This is a genomic window from Pseudomonas sp. MOIL14HWK12:I2, assembly GCF_000510745.1.
GTDB classification, from domain to species: domain Bacteria; phylum Pseudomonadota; class Gammaproteobacteria; order Pseudomonadales; family Pseudomonadaceae; genus Chryseomonas; species Chryseomonas oryzihabitans.
Genome location: NZ_AZOA01000019.1, coordinates 1 through 20,918, shown reverse-complemented (window position 1 = coordinate 20,918; position 20,918 = coordinate 1). Strand labels below are relative to the sequence as shown.

The 20,918-nt window shown below is 66.9% G+C and carries 17 protein-coding genes and 1 tRNA gene; 6 read left to right on the top strand and 12 right to left on the bottom strand.

Going from position 1 to position 20,918, the window contains the following annotated elements:
- Positions 1 to 92 precede the first annotated feature (92 nt).
- From PSK12I2_RS24890 to iolC, 8 genes are all read right to left on the bottom strand, one after another.
- Positions 93 to 263, bottom strand: coding sequence for a hypothetical protein (locus PSK12I2_RS24890; RefSeq protein ID WP_156930152.1), 171 nt, complete (start codon positions 261 to 263; stop codon positions 93 to 95).
- Between the two features lie 111 nt (positions 264 to 374).
- Positions 375 to 1,469, bottom strand: a complete 1,095-nt coding sequence (locus tag PSK12I2_RS23985) for a Gfo/Idh/MocA family protein (RefSeq protein WP_051398735.1) — start codon at positions 1,467 to 1,469, stop codon at positions 375 to 377.
- Between the two features lie 42 nt (positions 1,470 to 1,511).
- Complete coding sequence (locus tag PSK12I2_RS0115840) at positions 1,512 to 2,522, bottom strand: Gfo/Idh/MocA family protein (RefSeq protein ID WP_027599140.1); 1,011 nt, start codon at positions 2,520 to 2,522, stop codon at positions 1,512 to 1,514.
- Positions 2,523 to 2,565: 43 nt separating this feature from the next.
- Positions 2,566 to 4,503, bottom strand: coding sequence for a 3D-(3,5/4)-trihydroxycyclohexane-1,2-dione acylhydrolase (decyclizing) (gene iolD / locus PSK12I2_RS0115835; protein WP_027599139.1), 1,938 nt, complete (start codon positions 4,501 to 4,503; stop codon positions 2,566 to 2,568).
- Between the two features lie 13 nt (positions 4,504 to 4,516).
- Entirely contained in the window at positions 4,517 to 6,016 is a 1,500-nt protein-coding gene (locus PSK12I2_RS0115830) for a CoA-acylating methylmalonate-semialdehyde dehydrogenase (protein ID WP_027599138.1), read from the bottom strand.
- Between the two features lie 52 nt (positions 6,017 to 6,068).
- The gene (iolB, locus tag PSK12I2_RS0115825) at positions 6,069 to 6,884 is read right to left on the bottom strand and encodes a 5-deoxy-glucuronate isomerase (RefSeq protein ID WP_027599137.1); all 816 of its coding nucleotides are present in this window, start codon (positions 6,882 to 6,884) and stop codon (positions 6,069 to 6,071) included.
- Between the two features lie 11 nt (positions 6,885 to 6,895).
- Complete coding sequence (gene iolE, locus PSK12I2_RS0115820; RefSeq protein ID WP_027599136.1) at positions 6,896 to 7,795, bottom strand: myo-inosose-2 dehydratase; 900 nt, start codon at positions 7,793 to 7,795, stop codon at positions 6,896 to 6,898.
- A 25-nt stretch (positions 7,796 to 7,820) separates the two neighbouring features.
- On the bottom strand, positions 7,821 to 9,758 hold the full coding sequence (gene iolC, locus PSK12I2_RS0115815) for a 5-dehydro-2-deoxygluconokinase (protein ID WP_027599135.1): 1,938 nt from the start codon (positions 9,756 to 9,758) through the stop codon (positions 7,821 to 7,823).
- A gap of 230 nt (positions 9,759 to 9,988) precedes the next feature.
- Here iolC and PSK12I2_RS0115810 point away from each other — a divergent pair, with 230 nt between their 5' ends.
- Positions 9,989 to 10,903, top strand: coding sequence for a MurR/RpiR family transcriptional regulator (locus PSK12I2_RS0115810; protein ID WP_027599134.1), 915 nt, complete (start codon positions 9,989 to 9,991; stop codon positions 10,901 to 10,903).
- A gap of 132 nt (positions 10,904 to 11,035) precedes the next feature.
- Positions 11,036 to 11,112: transfer RNA gene (locus PSK12I2_RS0115805), tRNA-Met, on the top strand.
- 309 nt (positions 11,113 to 11,421) lie between these two features.
- Here the strand turns inward: PSK12I2_RS0115805 and otsA are convergent.
- Together otsA and otsB are read right to left on the bottom strand one after the other, a co-directional pair.
- Complete coding sequence (otsA, locus tag PSK12I2_RS0115800) at positions 11,422 to 12,873, bottom strand: alpha,alpha-trehalose-phosphate synthase (UDP-forming) (protein ID WP_027599133.1); 1,452 nt, start codon at positions 12,871 to 12,873, stop codon at positions 11,422 to 11,424.
- A gap of 1 nt (position 12,874) precedes the next feature.
- Positions 12,875 to 13,633 carry a trehalose-phosphatase gene (otsB, locus tag PSK12I2_RS0115795; RefSeq protein WP_027599132.1) on the bottom strand — a complete coding sequence of 253 codons (759 nt, stop codon included), beginning with the start codon at positions 13,631 to 13,633 and terminating at the stop codon, positions 12,875 to 12,877.
- Between the two features lie 127 nt (positions 13,634 to 13,760).
- Between otsB and PSK12I2_RS0115790 the strand changes: the two genes are divergently transcribed.
- Entirely contained in the window at positions 13,761 to 14,294 is a 534-nt protein-coding gene (locus PSK12I2_RS0115790; RefSeq protein WP_027599131.1) for a hypothetical protein, read from the top strand.
- Between the two features lie 13 nt (positions 14,295 to 14,307).
- Here the strand turns inward: PSK12I2_RS0115790 and rimI are convergent, their stop codons facing one another.
- Both rimI and PSK12I2_RS0115780 read right to left on the bottom strand, forming a co-directional pair.
- The gene (gene rimI, locus PSK12I2_RS0115785; RefSeq protein ID WP_007161501.1) at positions 14,308 to 14,760 is read right to left on the bottom strand and encodes a ribosomal protein S18-alanine N-acetyltransferase; all 453 of its coding nucleotides are present in this window, start codon (positions 14,758 to 14,760) and stop codon (positions 14,308 to 14,310) included.
- Positions 14,757 to 15,587 (bottom strand): hypothetical protein, encoded by an 831-nt coding sequence (locus PSK12I2_RS0115780; RefSeq protein ID WP_037007779.1) that lies wholly within the window; start codon positions 15,585 to 15,587, stop codon positions 14,757 to 14,759. The genes rimI and PSK12I2_RS0115780 overlap by 4 nt, the downstream gene beginning before the upstream one ends.
- Before the next feature lie 161 nt (positions 15,588 to 15,748).
- Here PSK12I2_RS0115780 and mksB point away from each other — a divergent pair, with 161 nt between their 5' ends.
- From mksB to mksF, 3 genes are read left to right on the top strand one after another with little or no spacing between them, the layout of a single operon-like run.
- Positions 15,749 to 17,011, top strand: coding sequence for an Mks condensin complex protein MksB (gene mksB, locus PSK12I2_RS0115775; RefSeq protein ID WP_027599129.1), 1,263 nt, complete (start codon positions 15,749 to 15,751; stop codon positions 17,009 to 17,011).
- Positions 17,001 to 17,678, top strand: coding sequence for an Mks condensin complex protein MksE (mksE, locus tag PSK12I2_RS0115770; RefSeq protein WP_007161498.1), 678 nt, complete (start codon positions 17,001 to 17,003; stop codon positions 17,676 to 17,678). The genes mksB and mksE overlap by 11 nt, the downstream gene beginning before the upstream one ends.
- Entirely contained in the window at positions 17,675 to 20,476 is a 2,802-nt protein-coding gene (gene mksF / locus PSK12I2_RS0115765) for an Mks condensin complex protein MksF (RefSeq protein ID WP_027599128.1), read from the top strand. The genes mksE and mksF overlap by 4 nt, the downstream gene beginning before the upstream one ends.
- Positions 20,477 to 20,918: the final 442 nt, after the last annotated feature.

The following is a 20,918-nucleotide window of genomic DNA, read 5'->3' as shown; positions in this document are numbered from 1 at the left end:
GGGATCAGGCAGGCGCAACGGCCAGGCGCACCTCGGGCGCCACGCGGTCTTGAACCGGGCGGAGCCTGGGCGGACGCCGGACAGCGTGGGGATCAGTGGGGGCGGTAGAACACCGCGGCGCCGGGCGAGGCGCAGAGCACGGCGCCGCTGCGCTCGTGGCAGAACAGCCGGCCCAGCAAGGCGAGCAGCCGGGAGGGACGCTGCACCTCGAGGCGGTGCACGGTGGCGAGGACGAGACGGAAGGAATGCGTGGAGTGGTTCATGTGACGGCACCTATTATTGTTGTCGGGGCGCACGGCCCTGGTGACTCGTGTGTGCAACTGCTCTCGACTCTATTGGAAATTTAATTCCACAACAAGAGCAAAATAGAAATTTCATTCGACATTCGCGGACGACCACCGCGCGCGGCCCTGGGCACCTGCCCGCGGCCGCTCCGCCGTCTCTGCGAGGCTCTCTACCGCAAGGCTTTCACCCGTTCGGGCACTCTGCCGCGCCGCCTCCAGGATCGCCTGGCAGGCCAGGGTTTCCCGCGGCGTGACCGGCAAGGGCGCGCCCTGGGTCAGGGCGGCCAGCCAGCCTTCGTAGAACAGGTCCCAGCGGCCCCGTTCGCTCGGCACCCGCGAGCGCTCCTCGCCCACGCTCAACCAGCCCCAGCGCTGATGCTCCTCGGCGCCCCAGCTGGCCTTTTCGCTGCGCGGGGTACGCCCCTGGCGCAGGGCCGCGGCCTGGCCGTCCAGGCCATCGACGCTATAGACGCCCCGCTCGCCGACCACCCGCAACCGCTGCGGACAGCGCTGCAGGCCGCTGCCCGAAAGGTGCGAGACCACCCCCGAGCGATGACGCAGGGACAGAAAGAATTCCCGCTCCCGCGCAGGATCGCCACGGGGGAACTGCGCCTCGGCATAGACCCGTTCGACCGGCCCGAACAGCAGCAGCGCCTGGTCCACCAGATGGCTGCCCAGTTCGAGGAGCAGGCCCGCCTCGGTGCCCAGGCCGGCCACGGTCAGGTCCGTCAGTTGCAGGCGCGACTCGAAGAGGCGTACCCGGCCCAGGCGCTTCTCGCGCAGCAGGCGGGCCAGGGTAAGCAGATCCGAATCCCAGCGGCGCGGTTGATGGATGCAGAGCGGGACGCCACGCCGTTCGGCCAGCGCCAGCAGCTCCTCGGCCTCTGCCAGGGTCCTCGCCAGCGGCGCCGCGCAGACCACCGGCAGGCCCCGCAGCAACACCTCCCGCACCTGCGCCACCCGTTCGCCGAGGGGCGTGGCGATCACCAGGCTGTCCACCCCGGCGGCGATCAGACCGGCCACGTCGGCATGGCAGGTGACGCCGGGATACGCCCTGCTCAGCTCGGCGCCTGGCGCCGGCGAGCTGGTCACCACCCCCACCAGCTGGGCGCCCGGGATGCTGGCGATCAGCGGCGCCTGCAGCAGGCGCCCAGGGCCGTCGTAGCCGACCAGTCCGATTCTCACGTGCGGAGCCTCCCCTGCAGGCAGCTCATCCCCGCGGGCGACCTAGTCGTAGAAGGCCGGCCGGCTGGGCAGGGTCACCGGCTCGATGGCGCCGCTGTCCTGGGCCTTGATGCAGGCGTCGGCGGTAACCGCGGCGATATAGCCGTCCCAGGACGATGGCCCGGTCAGCTGGCCAGCGGCGAGGTCGTCGATAAAGGCCTGCAGCTCCACGTCGTAGGCGGCGATGAATCTGTCCTTCCAGTCCATGAGGATCTCGTTGGACAGCCGCGCCTCGCTGCGCAACTGCACCGAGGTCGGCTCCGGCAGGCGGGCGATGCCGCGCTCGCCGACGATCTCACACTGGATGTCGTAGCCGTACTGGCAATTGACGAACACCTCGACGTCGATGCGCACGCCCTTGGCCGTTTCCAGCAGCACCACCTGGGGATCGCGCAGGTGCTCGCGCGCCGCCGGCGCCTTGCGCGGAAAGACCACCTGGGCGGAGACGTAGTGATCGTCCAGCAGCCAGGCCAGCACGTTGATCTCGTGGATCAGGGTGTCGGTGATGGCCATGTCGGTGCTGTAGTGCTCGCTCACCGTGGGATTGCGGTGAGCGGCGTGGATCATCAGCGGCGCGCCGATGCGATCGGCGTCGACCACCGCCTTGAGCTGGCGATAGCCGGCGTCGTAGGGCCGCATGAAACCCACCTGCACCAGCCGCTTGCCGTGGGCCTGCTCGGCCTCGACGATGCGCCGGCAGCCCTCGGCGGTGGTCGCCAGGGGCTTTTCGCAGAACACCGGCTTGCCGGCGGCGATGGCGGCCAGCACGTATTCCTCGTGGGTCGGGCCCCAGGAGGCGACCAGCACCGCCTGGACGTCCGCGGCGGCGATCAGCGCATGGCCGTCGGCATAGACCTCCGCGGCGATGCCCAGCTCCTGGACCACCCGGGCGGCCTGCTCGGCGTTGATGTCGGTCACCGCCACCACGCGACTGCCCAGCAGGGTGTGGCTCAGGCGGCGGATGTGTTCGCGGCCGATGGCGCCGGTCCCGATGACACCGATGTTCAAGGTCATGACTTCATTCTCCGATTTGGACTTGTTGTGGAGTGAGCGGCGCTCAGTACTGGCGGGCCTGGGCGGCTTTTTCCCTGAGCACCCGGGCGACGGCGGCGATCTTTTCGCTGGTGGAGACCTCCGCGCCGCCGACCCGCCACCAGGACAGGTAGCCGTGCAGCATGGTCTTGGGCAGCACCTTGATGTCGATCAGGGTGGAAACCGTCTGCCGCCGGGCATCGGTCAGGGCCGCTTCCAGCTCTTTCAGGGTGCGCACGCTGTAGGTCTTGCAGCCGTAGGCGGCGGCGCTCATGGCGAAGTCCACCGGCACGAAGTCGCCGTCGAGCCGGCCGGTCTCCGGATTGCGGTAGCGGAATTCGGTGCCGAAGCTGCCCATGCCATGGCCGACCTGCAGGTTGTTGATGCAACCGAAGGTCATGTTGTCGAGCAGCACCACGTTGATCTTGCGCCGCTCCTGGATGGAGGTGGCCAGCTCCGAGTGCAGCATCTGGTAGGAACCATCACCCACCAGCGCATAGACCTCGCGCTCGGGCTCGGCCAGCTTCACCCCCAGGGCGGCGTTGATCTCGTAGCCCATGCAGGAATAGCCGTATTCCAGGTGATAGGTGTTGACGCCCTTGCTCTGCCAGGCGCGCTGCAGGTCACCCGGCAGGCTGCCGGCGGCGGCGACGATGATGGCGTCGTCGTCCAGCCGCTCGTTGAGGCGGCCGAGCACCTGGCTCTGGGTCAGGGACGAACCGGTCAGGCGGACGAATTCCTCCAGCACCGCGCGCGGCAGGTCGTCGTCGATCTCCGGTACGAAGTCGGCGCCGGTGTAGCCCACTGCATAGACCCGCTCCACCTCCTGGCGATAGCGCTCACGCGCCTCGCCCACCTGGGCGCCCCAGCCGGCACGATAGTCGGTGGCGCCCAGCGCCTCGGTCAGCGCCAGGAGGGCTTCGCGGGCATCGGCCACCACGGCCAGGCCGTCGAGCTTGCCGGCGTCGAAGGCGGCCACGTTGAGGTTGAGAAATTCCACCTCGGGATGCTGGTAGAGCCATTTCGAGGAGGTGGTGAAATCGGTGTAGCGGGTGCCCACGCCGATGATGAGGTCGGCCTCCTTGGCCAGCAGGTTGGCGGCCAGGCAGCCGGTCTCGCCGATGCCGCCGACATTGAGTTCGTGGCTGGAGACGACCGCGCTCTTGCCGGCCTGGGTCTCGGCGAAGGGAATCTCGAAGCGCTCGGCGAAGCGCTGCAGGGCCTCGGCGGCGCCGGAATACTTCACCCCGCCGCCGCAGATCAGCAGCGGCTTGCGCTTGCGCCTGAGCAGTTGCACCGCGTCTTCGATGGCGGCGGCCACCGGCGGCCGGCGATCCAGGCGGTGCACCCGCTTGGCGAAGAAGTAGTCGGGATAGTCGTAGGCCTCGCCCTGGACATCCTGGGGCAGCGCCAGGGTCACGGCGCCGGTCTCGGCCGGATCGGTCAGCACGCGCATGGCGTTGATCGCCGCGCTCATCAGCTGCTCGGGGCGGTTGATGCGATCCCAGTATTTGCTCACCGCGCGAAAGGCATCGTTGGTGCTGATGGACAGGTCGTGGAATTGCTCGATCTGCTGCAGCACCGGATCGGGCTGGCGACTGGCATAGACGTCGCCGGGCAACAGCAGCAGCGGAATGCGGTTGGCGGTGGCGGTGGCCGCGGCGGTCAGCATGTTGGCCGCGCCCGGGCCCACCGAGGAGGTGCAGGCATAGATCTGCCGGCGCAGCTTCTGCTTGGCGAAACCGGTGGCGGCATGGGCCATGCCCTGCTCGTTGCGGCCCTGGTGCACCACCAGGTCACCGGCCTCCTGCTCCAGCGCCTGGCCGAGGCCCAGCACGTTGCCATGGCCGAAGATGGTGAAGATGCCGGCGACGAACTTGGTCTCGACGCCGTCGACGCTGATGTACTGGTTGTCGAGAAATTTCACCAGGGCCTGGGCCATGGTCAGACGTTGGGTGGTCATGGCTTCTCCCCGGTCACTTGGCGGTGGGCATGCTGAATTCGGCGCCCTTGGCGATGCTGTCGGGCCAGCGCTGCATCACGCTCTTGTAGCGGGTGTAGAAGCGCAAGCCTTCCTCGCCATAGGCGTGGTGATCGCCGAACAGCGACCTCTTCCAGCCGCCGAAGGAATGCCAGGCCATGGGCACCGGGATGGGCACGTTGATGCCGACCATGCCCACCTTGATGGTGCGGGCGAAGGCGCGGGCGATGCCGCCGTCGCTGGTGAAGCAGGAGACGCCGTTGCCGAATTCGTGGGCGTTGATCAGCGCCACCGCACTGGCGAAGTCCGGCACCCGCACGATGCCCAGCACCGGGCCGAAGATTTCCTCTTTGTAGATGGTCATCTCCGGGGTCACGCCGTCGAACAGGGTGGCGCCAACGAAGAAGCCATTCTCGGCGCCGGGCACCTTGAAGTTACGACCATCGACCAGCAGCCTGGCGCCCTCCTCCACCCCCTTGGTGATGTAGCCCTCGACCTTGGCCTTGTGCTGACCGGTCACCAGCGGGCCCATGTCGGCATCGGCTTCCACGCCGTTGCGTACCCGCAGGGCGTCGATGCGCGGCAGCAGTTTTTCGATCAGGGCATCGCCCACCTCGCCCACCGCCACGGCGATGGAGATGGCCATGCAGCGCTCGCCGGCCGAACCGAAACCGGCACCGATCAGGGCATCGGCGGCCTGGTCCAGGTCGGCGTCGGGCATCACGATCATGTGATTCTTGGCGCCGCCGAGGGCCTGGACACGTTTGCCACGACGGGTACCTTCCTGGTGGATGTATTCGGCGATGGGCGTGGAGCCGACGAAGGAGATGGCCTCCACGTCCGGGTGCTGCAGGAGGGCGTCCACCGCCACCTTGTCACCCTGGACCACGTTGAACACGCCATCCGGCAGCCCCGCCTGCTTGAGCAGCTCAGCGAGCAACAGGCTGGCGGAAGGATCGCGTTCGGAAGGCTTGAGGATGAAGGTGTTGCCGGTGGCCAGCGCCATGGGAATCATCCACAGCGGCACCATCACCGGGAAATTGAAGGGGGTAATGCCGGCGCACACGCCCAGCGGCTGGCGCAGGTTCCAGTTGTCGATGCCGCCGCCGATGTTGTCGCTGTAGCTGGTCTTGGCCAGGTGCGGCGCGGCGCAGGCGAATTCCACCACCTCGATGCCGCGGGTCACCTCGCCCATGGCGTCGGACAGCACCTTGCCGTGCTCGCGGGTGATCAGTGCCGCCAGTTCCCTGTGGTGCTGGTCGAGCAGCTCCTTGAAGCGGAACAGGATGCGCGCCCGCCGCAGCGCCGATTGCTCGGACCACTCGGGAAAGGCCGCCTTGGCGGCGGCGACGGCCTGGTCCACGGTCTGCACCGTGGCCTGGGCGACCCGCGCCTTGACCACGCCCTCGGCCGGGTTGAAGACGTCGCTGAAACGCTCGGCCTGGGTCGAGACCGCGCCGTTGATGTAGTGCCCGATGACGGGGGTGTCGCTCATGTTCTGGCTCCTGGTGGCCTGGGGGTCGCCGCTGCGGCGCGTGCGAAAGGGATTAGCGCGTCAGCAGCCACTCGTGCTGCGGATCGTTGTGGAATTTCCAGACCCGCTTGGGGCCGGCCATCACGTTGAGGTAATAGGACTCGTAGCCATAGGGCACGCTGACCGGGTGATAGCCGCGCGGCACCAGCACCACGTCGTGGTCCTCCACCGCCATGGCCTGGTCCAGATCGCGCTCGTCGGTGTAGACGCGCTGGAAGACGAAGCCCTGTCCCGGATCGATGCGGTGGTAGTAGGACTCCTCCAGCAGACTCTCTGCCGGCAGGTTGTCGCGGTCGTGGCGATGGGGCGGATAGCTGGAGGAATGCCCGGACGGGGTGCGCACCTCCACCACCAGCAGCGAATGGGCGGCCGCCGTGTCCGGCAGGATGTCGCAGACATAACGGGTATTGGCGCCCTTGCCGCGGGTGGATCGCTGCATGCTCGCCGGCTCGATCAGCCGCGGCGGCAGCCGGTCTGCCACCACCGGATTGCCCGGCGAGGTGCAGACGGCGATTTCGGCGATGCTGTCGGCGGTCACCCGCGCCTCGCTACCAGGCGGCAGGTAGGCGGCATAGGGCGAGACGTCCTCGAAGACGCTCTGGCGCCCGGCCAGCCCGCGCCAGGCGAAGTCGCCCAGTTGCGGATGCCCGCCTTCGATACTGGCGCCGCCGCTGAGCAGCACGATGCAGACCTCCAGGTCACCCGCCAGCACCGGCAGGGACTCGCCCGCTTGCAGGCGATGGGCGGCGAAGCCGACATAATCCAGGGCACCGGCCGGGACACTGACGATGTCGCGGGCGCTCCGGTCGGCTTTGACGAGCAGATTCATCACAGTTCTCCTCAGGCAGTGGCCTGCGCCACCAGCTGGCGCAGATGGTCGTAGCCCTTCTTGGCGTATTCGTAGGCCGGCGCCACGGCCGGGTCCTGCTCGGCTTCCACCACCAGCCAGCCCTGGTAGCCGGCGGCCACTAGCACCTTGAGCAGCGCCGAGAAGTCGATGTCGCCATCCCCCGGCACGGTGAAGGTGCCGTTGAGGATGCAATCCGGAAAGCTCCACTGGTTGTTGCGCGCCAGCTGCACCACGGCCTTGCGCACGTCCTTGAAGTGCACATGGCAGACCCGGTCGATATGTTGCTGCAGCACGCTCAGGGGATCGCCACCGCCCATGTAGCAGTGACCGGCATCGAACAGCAGGCCGACGTCCGGAGAGGTCAGCGCCATCAGCCGGGCGATGTCCTCGGGCGCTTCCACATAGGCGCCCATGTGGTGGTGATAGGCCAGGCGCAAGCCCTGGCTCAGGGTGAAGGCGGCCAGCCGATCGAGCTTCTCGGCATAGGCCTGCCAGGCGGCGTCGCTGTGGAAGCGCGGCCGCTCGACCAGGGGAATCCGCTGCCCCTGGATTGAGCCGGCCACCTCGCCATAGACCAGCACCCTGGCGCCGTTCTCGGCCAGCAGCCGGCAATGGGGACGGATCGCCTCGATCTCGGCCTCGACGTCACGGTGCGCCAGGCCGCTGGAATACCAGCCGGACACCAGCTCCAGGTCATGCTCGCCGAGCACCTCGCCCAGCGCCTTGGGCTCGCTGGGAAACTTGCCACCCAGCTCGAAGCCCTGGAAGCCGATTTCCTTGCCCTCGCGCAGGATGGTTTCCAGCGGGGTGTCGCCGCCCAGGGCCGGCAGGTCGTCGTTGGCCCAGGAGATGGGGTTGATGCCGATCTTGAGTTGTTGTTGTGCGGTCATGTCAGCCTTGCTCGTCAGGAGGCGATCAGGCGCGGGCGTCGCGCCAGGCCTGGATCAGGAATTCGAAGTTGCTGCGGATCTGCGCGATCAGCGCGCAGTCGTCGATCTCGCCGGCCAGCCAGGCCCGACTCGGCTGGGCGAAGATGGTCCGGCCCACGGCGAAGCCCTGGCAGCGCTGGCTGGCACTGGCCTGCCGAAAGCCTTCGGCCAGCTCCTCGGCCGGGGCGTTGAGGCCCAGCAGCACCACGCCCTGGCAATGGGGATCGCGCTCGGCGATCAACTGGTCGAGTTGCCTCCAGACGGCGGCCGGCTGCGCCTCGATCTTCCACCACTCGGGATAGATGCCCAGATTGTACAGCCGCTTGATGGCGCGATAGAGCACGTCCGGCCGGCTGGACGCATGGTTCTTCGGCGGGATGACCTCCAGCAGGAGTTCATGACCGCTGGCCTGGGCCGCCTGGTACAGCCCCTTCAGCTGGGCCTCCTGCTCCAGGCGCAGCAGCGGCTCGTCATCGGGGTGGAATTGCACCAGGCACTTGATGATCTGCTCGTTCGGCCAGCTCAGCAGGGTGCTGCCCACCGAGCGACCATGCTCGAAGGCCAGGGGTCGCGAATTCTGCAGCTCCACCGGCCGGGCGATCCACCAGCCACGGCCGCTGGCGGCATTCAGGGCGTCCTGGCCGAAGCGCTCGTCGGCCAGCAGCCCGACATCCGCCGCCACGCCTTGACCCGCCAGCGCCTGCTCGACCTCGGCAATGGCCTGGACGAACAATTGCTTGAGCGCCGGAATCCGCGCCGGATCGGCGCCCACCTGCTGGGCGCTTTCCACCAGCTGGTAGCGGTGATCGAAGGCGAAGATGAACAGCTGTTGCCAGGCGCGGCGACGGACGCTGACCCGGTGCAGCCGGGTGAGCACGGGATCGAGGTCGGGCCGGGTGATGGGCACCGGACTGTGGTGGAGGTAGTCCAGTTCGGCCAGGGTCGGCATGGCCGGGGCGCAGCCATGGCGCGACACCACCAGTCCGCCGCAGGCATTGGCCAGCCGGCAGCATTCGGCATCGTCGCCGCCGGTCAGCCAGCCGCGCAGGAAGCCGGACATGAAGGCATCGCCCGCGCCCAGCACATTGAGCACCTCGACACGGATGCCGCGATGGATCTCGCCGTCCTCGAGACGCGCCGGGATGGCGCCGTGGAGCACCGTGCAGCCCTGGGCGCCGAGCTTGACCACCAGGGTCGCCGCGGTCACCTCGCGCACCCGGCGCAGCGCGGTGAGCAGGTCTTCGCTGCCCCCGGCGATCTGGAATTCCTCCTCGGTGCCCACCACCAGGTCGAAGCGCGGCAGGATGCGCTGCACATGGGCGCTGACCTCGGCGCTGGCGATGAAGCGGGTCTCGCCATCGGCCTTGCCGGTCAGCCCCCAGAGCACCGGACGGTAATCGATGTCCAGCACCCGCTTCACGCCATTGCGTTCGGCATAGTCCAGGGCCCGGCTGCTGGCCTGGAACACCCCCTCGGTGGAGAAGTGGGTACCGGTGATCAACAGCGCCTTGGCGCTGGCGATGAAGGCCTCGTCGATGTCGTCCGCGCCCAGCGCCATGTCGGCGCAATTCTCGCGATAGAACACCAGGGGAAAGGTCTCGCGGTCCTTGATGCCCAACAGCACCAGGGCGGTAAGGCGCTCGCGATCCACCTGGATGCCGCGGATGTCGCAGCCTTCCTGCGCCAGCGTCCGGGTCAGGAAGCGCCCCATGTGGTCGTCGCCGACCCGGGTCAGCATCGCCGACTTCAATCCCAGGCGCGCGGTGCCGAAGGCGATATTGGCGGAAGATCCCCCCAGGTACTTGGCGAAGCTGCTGACGTCTTCCAGCGGCGCCCCGATCTGCTGCGCATAGAGGTCGACGCCCAGTCGCCCCAGGCAGATGACATCCAACTGGCGCCCGCTGGCGAAGAAATGATCACCCATGGGTGGCTCCTGCTTATTGTTATCGGCCAACCGCGCGGACCCGAGGGGCCGAACGTGTGAGTGAGCTCAGGCTAGAACGACGCCGCGGACAAATCAACAAATTTTCCACATGAGATTTTATGGAATTTAATTTCCATAACTGGCGTACACTGCTCCTGCCGCCCCTCTTCGACGCCGCCCGGCGAATGGGTTAAGTTGCCGGCACAAGAATCCCTACCGTGAGATAGCCCATGTCCTCCGACTCCCCGGCCGACGACCCCCTCAGCAGCGCGCCGCTGGCCGATCCGCCCGGCAACGTCGAGCAGTTGCTGGCCTGCATCGCCCGTGACTACGAGGCCCTGCCGCGCCAGCTGAAACGGGTGGCCGCCTATGTCAGCCAGCAGAGCGACAGGGTCATGGTGGATCGCATCAGCGATATCGCCGGGCAGTGCGAGGTGCACCCCTCGGCCATCGTGCGCTTCTCCCAGCGCTTCGGCTTCAAGGGCTTCAGCGAGATGCAGGCGCTGTTTCGCGAGGCCTACACCCACAAGACCACGCCGGTGCAGAACTACCAGCAGCGCATCCGCAGCATGATCGCCAACAAGAGCCAGCGCGCCAGCAGCGGCGATCTGGCCCGCGAATGCATCAACGCCACCCGCTCGGGTCTGGATCGACTGGCCGAGGAACTGGACGACGCCGCCTTCGACAAGGCCGTCGACCTGCTGGTGAACGCCGAGAACATCTATGTGGTGGGGGTGCGCCGCTCCTTCGCCGTGGCCGACTACCTGGTCTACAACCTGCAGCACACCAACAAGCGCATCCACCTCATCACCGGCCTGGGCGGCGGCTATCGCGAGCAGATGCGCAGCATCGCCCAGGGCGACCTGCTGATCGCCATCAGCTTCAGCCCCTATGGCAAGGAAAGTCAGCAGTGCGTGCGCATCGCCCAGCACCACAAGGCCAAGACGCTGATCATCACCGACAGCAACCTCTCGCCCCTGGCCAAGCGCGCCGATTCGCTGCTGCTGGTCAACGAGGGCAGCGCCTTCGCCTTCCGCTCCCTGAGCGCCACCCTCTGCCTGTGCCAGGCGCTGTTCCTGGCCCTGGGCTATCGCCTGGAGCTGAAGATGGACGAGATCCAGCTGCCGCTGGACGAGGACGACTAGCCTGGAGCGGCCGGACGCAGCAGCCGGCCAGGTCCCGACAGGGCTGCGCAAACGCTTGATCGACAAACAGAAATTTCTTGAGCAGAAGGCTTGACAGCCACCGGCGCCTTGCCAATAATGCGCGCCTCGGATGGCTACGTAGCTCAGCTGGTTAGAGCATAGCATTCATAATGCTGGGGTCCGGGGTTCAAGTCCCTGCGTAGCCACCACCTATTTTCAAGGGTCAGCGTAAGCTGGCCCTTTTTTATTGCCCACGAAAAAGTCCACCGTGGCACCGCTCTTAGTCCCCTCTCCCTCCGGGAGAGGGCCAGGGTGAGGGCACCGCCGCTCCCTCTCCTGAACAGCCTGCCCGCCCCACGGATAAGTCCTGCAGAAGCAGACCCAAGCCACAGGCAGCACCGCTCTTCGTCCCCTCTCCCCCCGGGAGAGGGCTAGGGTGAGGGCCCCCTTCACGCCAACCTCAGCCCCGCCCATGAAAAAGCCCGGCCTAGGCCGGGCTCGATCACCGCGCAAGCAGCTTACAGCGCGACCTTCTGCTTGCTCTCCACCTCTTCCACAGCCGCTGCGTCCTGGGTGTCGATGGACTGCACCAGCGCCTTGGAGCTGAAGGCCCGCAGGTCGCGCAGGAAGTTGTCGCGCCAGGAGGCCAGGTCGGCCTGGCGGATCACCCGCATCATGTCCTCATAGCGCGACTTGCGCTCTTCCAGCGGCATGCGCAGCGCCCGGTCCAGCGCCTCGGCCATGCCGACATGGTCATAGGGATTCACGATCAGCGCGGAGTTGAGTTCGCGCGCCGCTCCGGCGAAGCGCGACAGCACCAGCACGCCCGGATTTTCCGGGTCCTGGGCCGCCACGTACTCCTTGGCCACCAGGTTCATGCCATCGCGCAGCGGCGTCACCAGACCCACGTCGGAGGAGCGGAACAGCCCCATCACCGTGCGCCGGTCATAGCTCTTGTTCAGGTAGCGGATCGGCGTCCAGTCCAGCTCGGAGAAATGCCCGTTGATATGGCCGGCATGGCTCTCCAGCTGACGGCGGATATTCTGATAGGAGACCACGTCCGCCCGCGACGAAGGCGCGATCTGCACGAACTGCACCGCCCGGTGATGCTCGGGGAAATGCTCCAGCAGCTTCTCGAACGCCTGGAAGCGCTCCACCAGGCCCTTCGAGTAGTCGAGTCGGTCGACGCTGACGATGGTCTTGTAGGGCACGCCCTCGATGCTGCGCGAGATGAACTGGCGCCGCGTGCGATAGGACTCGGCCTGCTTCTGGATGACGTCCGGCATCACGCCGATGGGATAGACGCCCACGCGGAAGTTATGTCCGTAGGCAGTCAAGCTGCCGTCTTTCTCCAGCACGCCGCGTACCTCGCGGGTGATGTAGTCCTGGAAGGCCAGCTGGTCGGTGTCGGTCTGGAAGCCGATCAGGTCATAGAAGCACAGGGTCTTGAGCAATTCGTTGTGCGGCGGGATCGCGGTGAGGATCTCCGGCGCCGGAAAGGGAATGTGCAGGAAGAAGCCGATGCGGTTGCGGATGCCCAGCATGCGGCAGGCTTCGGCGAAGGGAATCAGGTGATAGTCGTGCACCCAGATGATGTCATCGGGCTTGAGCAGGGGCTTCAGGCGTTCGGCCATGGCCATGTTGACGCGCCGATAGCCGTCGTACTCTTCACGGTTGTAGCGCGCCAGATCGATCCGGTAGTGGAAGATCGGCCAGAGGGTGGCGTTGGAGAAACCGCGGTAGTAGTGGTCGTAGTCGCGCTTGGTCAGGCCAAAGGTCACGTAGTCGATGTTGTCCTTGGTCTGGGTCTTGGCCGGCCCGTTTTCCTTGACCGTCTCGCCGTTCCAGCCGAACCAGATGCCGCCCGACTTGCGCAGGGCATCCAGTACGCCCACTGCCAGACCACCCGCGGTCGCCTTGCCTTCTTCGATCGGGGCCACCCGATTCGATACCACCACTAAACGGCTCATCCTAATCTCCTTGCTTATAATGTGGCGCGAGGTCACGGCTCAGCTGCTGCAGCCAGAGGGCTACCGCTTCCACCGAAGGCAGGCGGGTCTTGGCGACCGTCTCCCCCTCTCCTACCTTGACGGTCAGACCGCCTCGCGCATTGACGACAGTGAACCCCTCTTCATCGGTACGATCGTCGCCGAGAAACACCGGCAGGCAGCCGGCAAAGGGTTCCAGTTCGAGAAAACGGGCGATGGCCTCGCCCTTGCTCGCCGCAGCGGGCTTGAGTTCGAAGACGCACTTGCCCGGTTGCAACTTGAATTCGGGATGGTCGGCGGCGATGCCTTCGGCCAGTTCGCGCACTAGGGCTTCCTTGTCCGGCGCCTGGCGATAGTGCAGGGCGAAGGCCACGCTCTTGCGCTCCAGCAGCAGGTCCGGATGGTCGGCCAGGGCCGCTTCCAGGCGGGCGCCGACCTGCGCCAGCACCGCGGCGTCCAGGGTCACCCGATGGATCTCGCCTTGGGGATCGCGCCATTCGGCGCCGTGTACGCCAGCCGCCGGCAGTTGCAGCGGCCTGGTGAATCCGTCGATCTCCGCCAGCGGTCGCCCGGAGACCACGGCGACGCCATGGTGGCGCGCCAGCTGCTCGAGCGCAGCGAGAGTTTCGGCGGGAATGAAAACCTGTTCCGGACGTGGCTGCAGTTCTGCCAGGGTGCCATCCAGATCGAAGAAGAAGGCCAGCGGCTGGCCCGATGAGGTGAGGCTGTCGAGGTCGATCATGGAAGGTACGACTGCCGGGTCACCGTATGGTTCGTTCACACCTTCCGGCAGTGCCGAGGAATTCCCCTTGCCGGCTCGTAGTCGGATTCAGGGAGATGCTCTAGCAGCCCTGCCTTTGGAGACAACCATGAACAAGCCCGATATCACCAAGACCCCCGAAGAGATCGACGACATCCAGGACCGCATGGGCGACATGCGCGAACTCGACTTCAGCGATCGCAAGGACGAGCGTCAGGGCCGTGCCGGCGACGAGATGGATGAACGCGACTACGAAGGCCAGTTTCCCGAAGAGCGCGTGCGCCAGGCCGGTATGACCGGTGGCGAGACCCTGGATCATCAACCGACCATGGACGACGCCAGTCCGGAGACCCTGCTGGACGAGACGGGTGCCCGCTCGCCGACCGACTACGGCGATGCCTGGCCCAACGACAAGGAGCTGAGCGTGGTCGAGGACAGCGACATCGGCGGCGGCTCCGGCCAGGACGAAGCCGAACTCGGTCGCAGTCATCCCCTGGACGGCCAGGCCTGGGACGGCGAAGCCGACGAACCCAACGAAGCCGAGACCCAGAGAGACGCCCGCTACGCCGATCTGGATGCGAACGACGAAGACCTCGCCGGGGACACCAGCCTGGACCTGGACGAAAAGCGCGCCGATCACTGAAACCGCTGAAGGCCTAGTCGAGCAGCGTACAGGCCATCACCAGCGCATCTTCCCGGCCGCCGACCGCGGGATAATAGTCCCGCCGGCGGCCGATCTCGTTGAAGCCATAGCGTTCATACAGTCGGTAGGCCGCCTGGTTGCTGGCGCGCACCTCCAGAAAGCACTCGTTGGCCTTGGCCTTGCGTGCTTCCTGCAGGAGGTGTTCCAACAGCCGCAGACCGAGACCACGCCCCTGGCTTTCCGGCTTGATGGTGATGTTGAGCAGATGGGCCTCGTCGAGGATGACGTTGATCACCCCGTGCCCCACCTGCTGCTCGCCGGCCGTCATCACCCAGCAGTCGTAGGACTTGAGCGCATCGCTGAAGATGCCGCGGGTCCAGGGGTGGCTGAAGGCCTGATATTCGATCTTCAATACCGTGTTCAGATCGGCTTCGGTCATCCGCCGAAAGCTCACCGCATCGTTCATTGCTGTTCCATCCAGCGGCGCCGCAACGGGCGCATGGCTTGCCAGAGCGCGGCCTTGGCGGCCGGCTCTTCCATCAAGATATCCAGTCCCGGCACCAGCCAGGCCGGTCCCAGGGCGGTGTCCTGCTCCACTCCCGTGAGCTGCGCATCCGCGACGCCGCTGCAGCGCCGTGCGGCCACACCGATCAGCCAGAGGCCCAGGCCTTCGCCCAGGCGCTCCTGGTGCCCCGAGACGAAGCTCTGCACGAATTCGGCCGCCGCCGCCGGGCCCTGGTCGAGTTGACCGCTGTTGAGCAGCGGCCAGCGAATGGGCTCTTCGCTGACGATCCGCGGCGTGTCCGGCAGGCCGGCAGCGCGCAGCAGATCCCGCAGCAGCAGATAGGCCGGATCGCGCGAACCCAGGGTGTCGCCGGTGGGCAACTCCAGCAGCAGCAGGCAACGCCCGGCCTGGAGCAGCTGCAGGGCAAAGCGCGGCGCTGGCTCCCGTGGCGGCGGCGGCACCCGCTCCGGTTCCGGCTCGGCCACCGGAGTAGCAACGGGCTTCAGCGCCGCGGGTCGCGGGATCTCGATACGCGGCCGATTCGCCGCCGGTGCCTCGACTGCCGCAGCGACCGGCACGGCCTTGGCCACCGGCTCCGGGCGGACCACCCGGGCGGCGACGGGCGCCTCTTCCGGCTCCTCGACCCACAGGGCTTCCGGCCGCGAAGGCGCGGCGAAGGGCAACACCGTGCGCGGCACCCAGACATCCAGCTGCAACGCCTGCAGATAGGCGCGACGACGCGCCTCGGCGGCAAGCGAGGGGCTGATGGAGGGGGCGGGGTCGGACATGGGCGGATCCTTCGGACACGCGGCAGGATTATGCGGGGCGGCATTGTCGCGCGGATCGCCGCGGATCGAAAGGCCGCCCTGCCCATCGGTCCCACCGCGGTCACATCGAAGGCTCTGGCGTCTGGAGTACAATGGCGCTTTTGTCTGGTGCGGTCCCCGCCATGATCGACCCCAAACGCGTCCTGCGTACCCTCGCCGAACACTGGCACCTCATCGACCCCCTGTGCGCCCACTTCGACAGCGGCACCCTGGGCCTGGCCGAGTTGCGTGCCCGCCTGGCCGAACAGCTGCCTGAGCGCACGCCGGCCGACCTCACCGCCCTGCTCGACACCTGGATCCGCCTGGACATCCTGGTGCCGGTGGCCAAGAGCCCCAATCGCTTCGAACTCAATGGCCAGATCCACGACTTCCTCGGCTATCTCAGGCGCGAACACCGCCTGGGCCTGTGCCTGGAGATCGAAGCCTACCTGCGCCACCTGGAGCGCCTTGCCGGCCACATCCGCGAAGCCTTCGACAACCGCGACGGCCCCGACCTCGTCCGCCAGCTGCGCCTGCTGGACATGCGCGTGCGCGATGTCCTCAAGAAGCTGGCCAACGACGGCCATGCCCTGGAGGGCGTCGCCGAGCGGGCCAAGACCAGCGATCGCCAGATCCCCCTGCGCCAGCGCTATGCCGAGGTACTGGCCACCTGGGACGAATACGTCGAGCCGATGATCCAGCTGGTGGCCGCCGACGGCGCATTCGAGCGCGGCGTCCACCGCGTCGAGCAGGTGCTCCTGCACCTGCTGGGCGAACAGCAGCGCCTCGGCCAGCTGGTCGACGATGACCTGCTGCTGCGCACCCAGGCGCGCATCCTGGAGATGCACAACGCCGCCCAGCTGGCGCTCAGACGTGCCCGCGAATTGCTGCTGCCGCTGCGCGAGGAAGCGCGTCGGCACAATGCCGTGACCCGCGGCGCCGCCCTGGCCCTGGCCACCATCCGCCGCAAGGGCCTCGACGCCGTGCCCCAGGCCGCCCTGCCCCTGTTCAGCCGGCCGCAGAGCGTCTTTCTCGGCACCACCGCCCAGGTGGAAAGCTATGTCTACGCCCTGGCGCGCTTCGAGCCCAAACCGGCGCGCTTTCCCAGCCAGAGCGGTCGCCCGCGGGACAGCGAACGCCCGGCCGCGCCCCGTACCGCCCGCGAGATGCTCGATCTCTGCCAGGACGCCCTGCCGCTGCCGGATCTCATGGCCTGGCTGCTGGAACAGGAGCCGGCCGGCGACACCGACGAGTTGCTCTACTGGTTCTCGCGCCTGTCCCGCGATACGCGCTTCCAGCGCCAGCGCCTGGATCGCCGCCACTACGACACCCTCGAACACCGCGTCAGCCTGTGCTCCTACGCCCTGACCGCCCGATCCCTCGCGAGCGACGCCCATGCAACTTGATCTCAACGAAATGACCCAGCTCGCACCCATCTTCCGCGAGCTGTTCAAGGGCTATCACCTGTCCCGCAGCGAGCCCGAGAGCTACGCCCAGCTCAGCCAGCAGCAGGACCAGTACCGCGCCCTGTTCCGCGCCCTCGGCTTCGAACTGGTCTGCGATCCGCGCGGCTTCTACTACTTCGTGCCCGAGCAGATGGGCGCCCAGGTCAACAAGACCGCCCAGCGCCTGGCGCTGTTCACCTTCATCCTGGTCGAGCACCTGGCCGACCAGGGCCGCGACCCCCTGGCCGTGCTCGACGGCGGCACCCTGGGCCGGCACGAGTTGCCGGCGCTGCTGGACAAGTACCGCGACCTCTTCCTGCAGGCCGAGGTCACCACCCAGGAGGAGCTGGAGGAAAAGATCCTGCGCCGCCTGACCCAGCTCGGCTTCGCCCTGGACAGCAACGGTACCTACCGCTTCCTGCCGCCCATGCACCGCTTCCTCGATGTCTGCCTGACCGTGCAGCAGGATCGCGACCTGGCCGCCGGCCTGCATGCCAGCGACCTGCCGCTGCCGGCCCCGACCCTCGCCAGCGACGAAGACGGTAGCGAGCAGGAAGGCGCCGACGAGGATGACGAAGAGGCCGCCCTGGCCCGCGCCATCGCCGCAGAACGGGAGTTCGACCTATGATCCGCTACGGCATCAGCCGCTTCGCCCTGCTCAACACCGCCGGCTACAGCCTCGGCCTCTTCCCGCTGGAACAGCCGCTGTCGGTCTACGGCGCCAACAACCTGGGCAAGAGCGCCTCGATCAACGCCCTGCAATTCCCCATCCTGGCGCGGCTCTCCGACATGAGCTTCGGCAAGTACAGCAACGAGCAGTCGCGCAAGTTCTACTTCGCCACCGACACCAGCTACATCCTCATCGAATTGCGCCTGGCCCACGGCCCCCACGTCATCGGCGTGGCCGGTCGTGGCCCGGGGGGCGGCTTCGGCCACCAGTTCTTCGCCTATGCCGGCGAACTGGACCTGGCCCACTACCAGCGCGACGGCGCCTGCCTGCGCCAGCGCGAACTCTTCGCCAGTCTGGAGCGCGCCGGCCTCAAGGCCTATGAGGTCAAACCCGAGGAATTGCGTCGCCTGCTGGTTGGCGGCCATACCAGCATCCCGCTGGACCTGACCCTGATCCCGCTGCGATCCACCAGCGAACAGAGTCTCAAGACCTTCCGCGCCCTGTTCATCAACCTGCTGCACATGCGTGAGATCACCGCGGCCAAGCTCAAGCAGCTGTTTCTCGATGCCTTCGAGCACAGCCTGAGATCCGGCAGCGTCGACTACATCGCCGCCTGCGAGGAAGCCTTCCGCGACGTGCGCCGCATGGAGCAGGACTACCAGTCGCTGGTCGCCGCCGGCCCCTTGGTGGAAGCCCTGGCCAATGGCGTCGAGCAACGCGACCGCCTGAGGGGCAAGCTGCATCGCCTCTCGCCGCTGCTCGACAGTCTGCTCGGCACCTGGCAGCACTACGCCCTGGACCGCCGTGACGAACTCCTGGCCCAGACCGAACACTACCGCCAGGAACAGGACGGTCTGCAGCAGAGCCAGCGCGACGGCACCAGCGAACTGATGCGCCGCGAGCGCGAGATCAGCGGCCTGCAGCGCTGGCTCGCCGAGCTGGCGCAGCTCAAGCACCGCTTCGCCCTGGTGGACTCCACCGCGCCCCTGGAAGCCCAGTTGCTGGCCGCCAAGGACGCCCACGACGAACTGGCCGGCGCCCTGTCCCAGGCCCGCCAGTTCAGCAGCGAAGACCTCGACCAGCGCGTCCGCGAACTGGAGCAGCGCCTCAAGGCTATTCGCCAGCAACTCGACCACGCGGACAACAACAGCTACGCCCGCCTGCGCGAGGAATTCAGCCAGGCCGACGTCGACCGCCTGATGCGGCTGTTCAATGGCCAGCTGTTCAGCCTGCCACTCGGCCCCAAGGGCGTCGAACTGAGCGAAGACGGCAACTGGGTAAAGACCTTCGAAAGCATCCTGGCGCGTTTCCAGGGCGATCGCCTCGAATTGCCGGGCCTGTCCCTCGACCTGTCGGGCATCGAGCCACCCACCCTGCAGGCCCTCGCCGATCGCGCCGCCCTGCGTGACCAGAAGGACCGCCTGGAGCGCGAACTCAAGCAGCTCAAGGCGCAGCAGGGTGTCAGTCTCGACCGCCAGGCCAGCAAGGCCCAGGCCGAAGCCCTCTACCAACAGGTCCTGGATGCCCAGAAGGCCCTGGAAGACTTCCGTCGCTGCCAGACCCTCGGTGCCGAGGAAAACGAGAAGCTCGAACAGCTGGCCCAGCTGGAAGCCGCCCAGGACGAACTGAGACGCGCCGGCGACGCCTTCACCGAGCGCGTCCAGCAACTCTCCGCCAAGCTGCAGCTGATCGGTCGCCAGCTGGCCGACCTGGAAGCCAAGGACCGCACCCTGGCCGACGCCCTGCGCCGCCGCCAGCTGCTGCCCACCGACCTGCCCCAGGGCACGCCCTTCATGGAGGCGGTCGACGATTCCCTGGAAAACCTGCTGCCGCTGCTCAACGACTACCAGGACACCTGGCAGGCCCTGCAGCGCGCCGACACCCAGATCGAGGCGCTCTATGCCCAGGTCCGCCTCAAGGGCGTCGCCAAGTTCGACAACGAGGAAGATCCCGAGCGCCGCCTGCAGCTGCTGGTCAACGCCTACGCCCATCGCCAGGACGAAGCCCTGACCCTGGCCAAGGCCCGCCGCGCCGCCGTCACCGACATCGCCCGGACCCTGAGAAACATCCGTAGCGACTACGACAACCTCGAACACCAGCTGCAGCTGTTCAATCGCGAGATCAATCGCAAGCAGGTCTCCAATCTGGAGAGCTTCCGCATCGTCCTGGCGCCGAACAAGGAGGCGCTCAAGCACATCGACCAGATCATCCACAGCGCCGGTCAGTATGAGGAAGGCGAAACCCTGTCGGTCTTCGATCTCACCCAAGACAGCAGCCAGGACCAGAAGAACGAGGATGCCAAGGAATACCTGGCACGCCTGGTGGCCGCCAACGGCAACCAGCTCGGCCTCAAGGACCTCTTCGAACTGGCCTTCGAGATCACCAAGCAGGGGGGCCAGCCGATCCTGCACACCGACATCGACGGCGCCGCCTCCAACGGCACCACCATGACCATCAAGGCGCTCACCAACATGTACCTGTTGCTGCACCTGATGGACCGGGAGCAGGCCGCCAAGATTCGCCTGCCCTACTACCTGGACGAAGCCGCCGACATCGACGAACGCAACCAGCAGGCGCTGATCGAGACCAGCCAGCAACTGGGCTTCGTGCCCATCCTGGCCAGCGTCAAACCCCAGGTCAGCGCCCAGGTCGCCATCGACCTCGAAGGCGGCAGCGGCCCCGGCGGCATCTACATCGACGAAGCCGACTGGAAATACATCGCCAAACGCGACCTGGCCCTGCCCGAACCTGCGTGAGCCCCTGCCAGAACGCAAAAAGCCCGGCATCTGCCGGGCTTTTTCTTGCTTTTGTAACGCTGCGATAGGTTGGGTTGAGCCTAACGAAGCCCAACATCCAGCTGATCGCGGCCATGGGCCGCTCCTACGGCATGCCTCCTTGTAGGAGCGGCGGCATCGGCGGACCACCATGGCCACAACAGCCCGGCGCAGCCGGGCTGTTGTAGCTCCTTTGCTCTTTGCGGAATGCCAGCAGCACACATCTGGCAGCCCTACTCCAAACTCTTTACCACTCCGCTCCTGGTCCCCTCTCCCCCCGGGAGAGGGCTAGGGTGAGGGCAACCTCAACTCCGCAGCCCCAGGCCTTCGCTGGCCAATTTTCTGCCCCCAGCGCCTAGGCGCCCCGAGGCCCAGCCAAACTTTTCCCGCCCCAAAGACAACACCCCCGCCAGAATGAACTGAG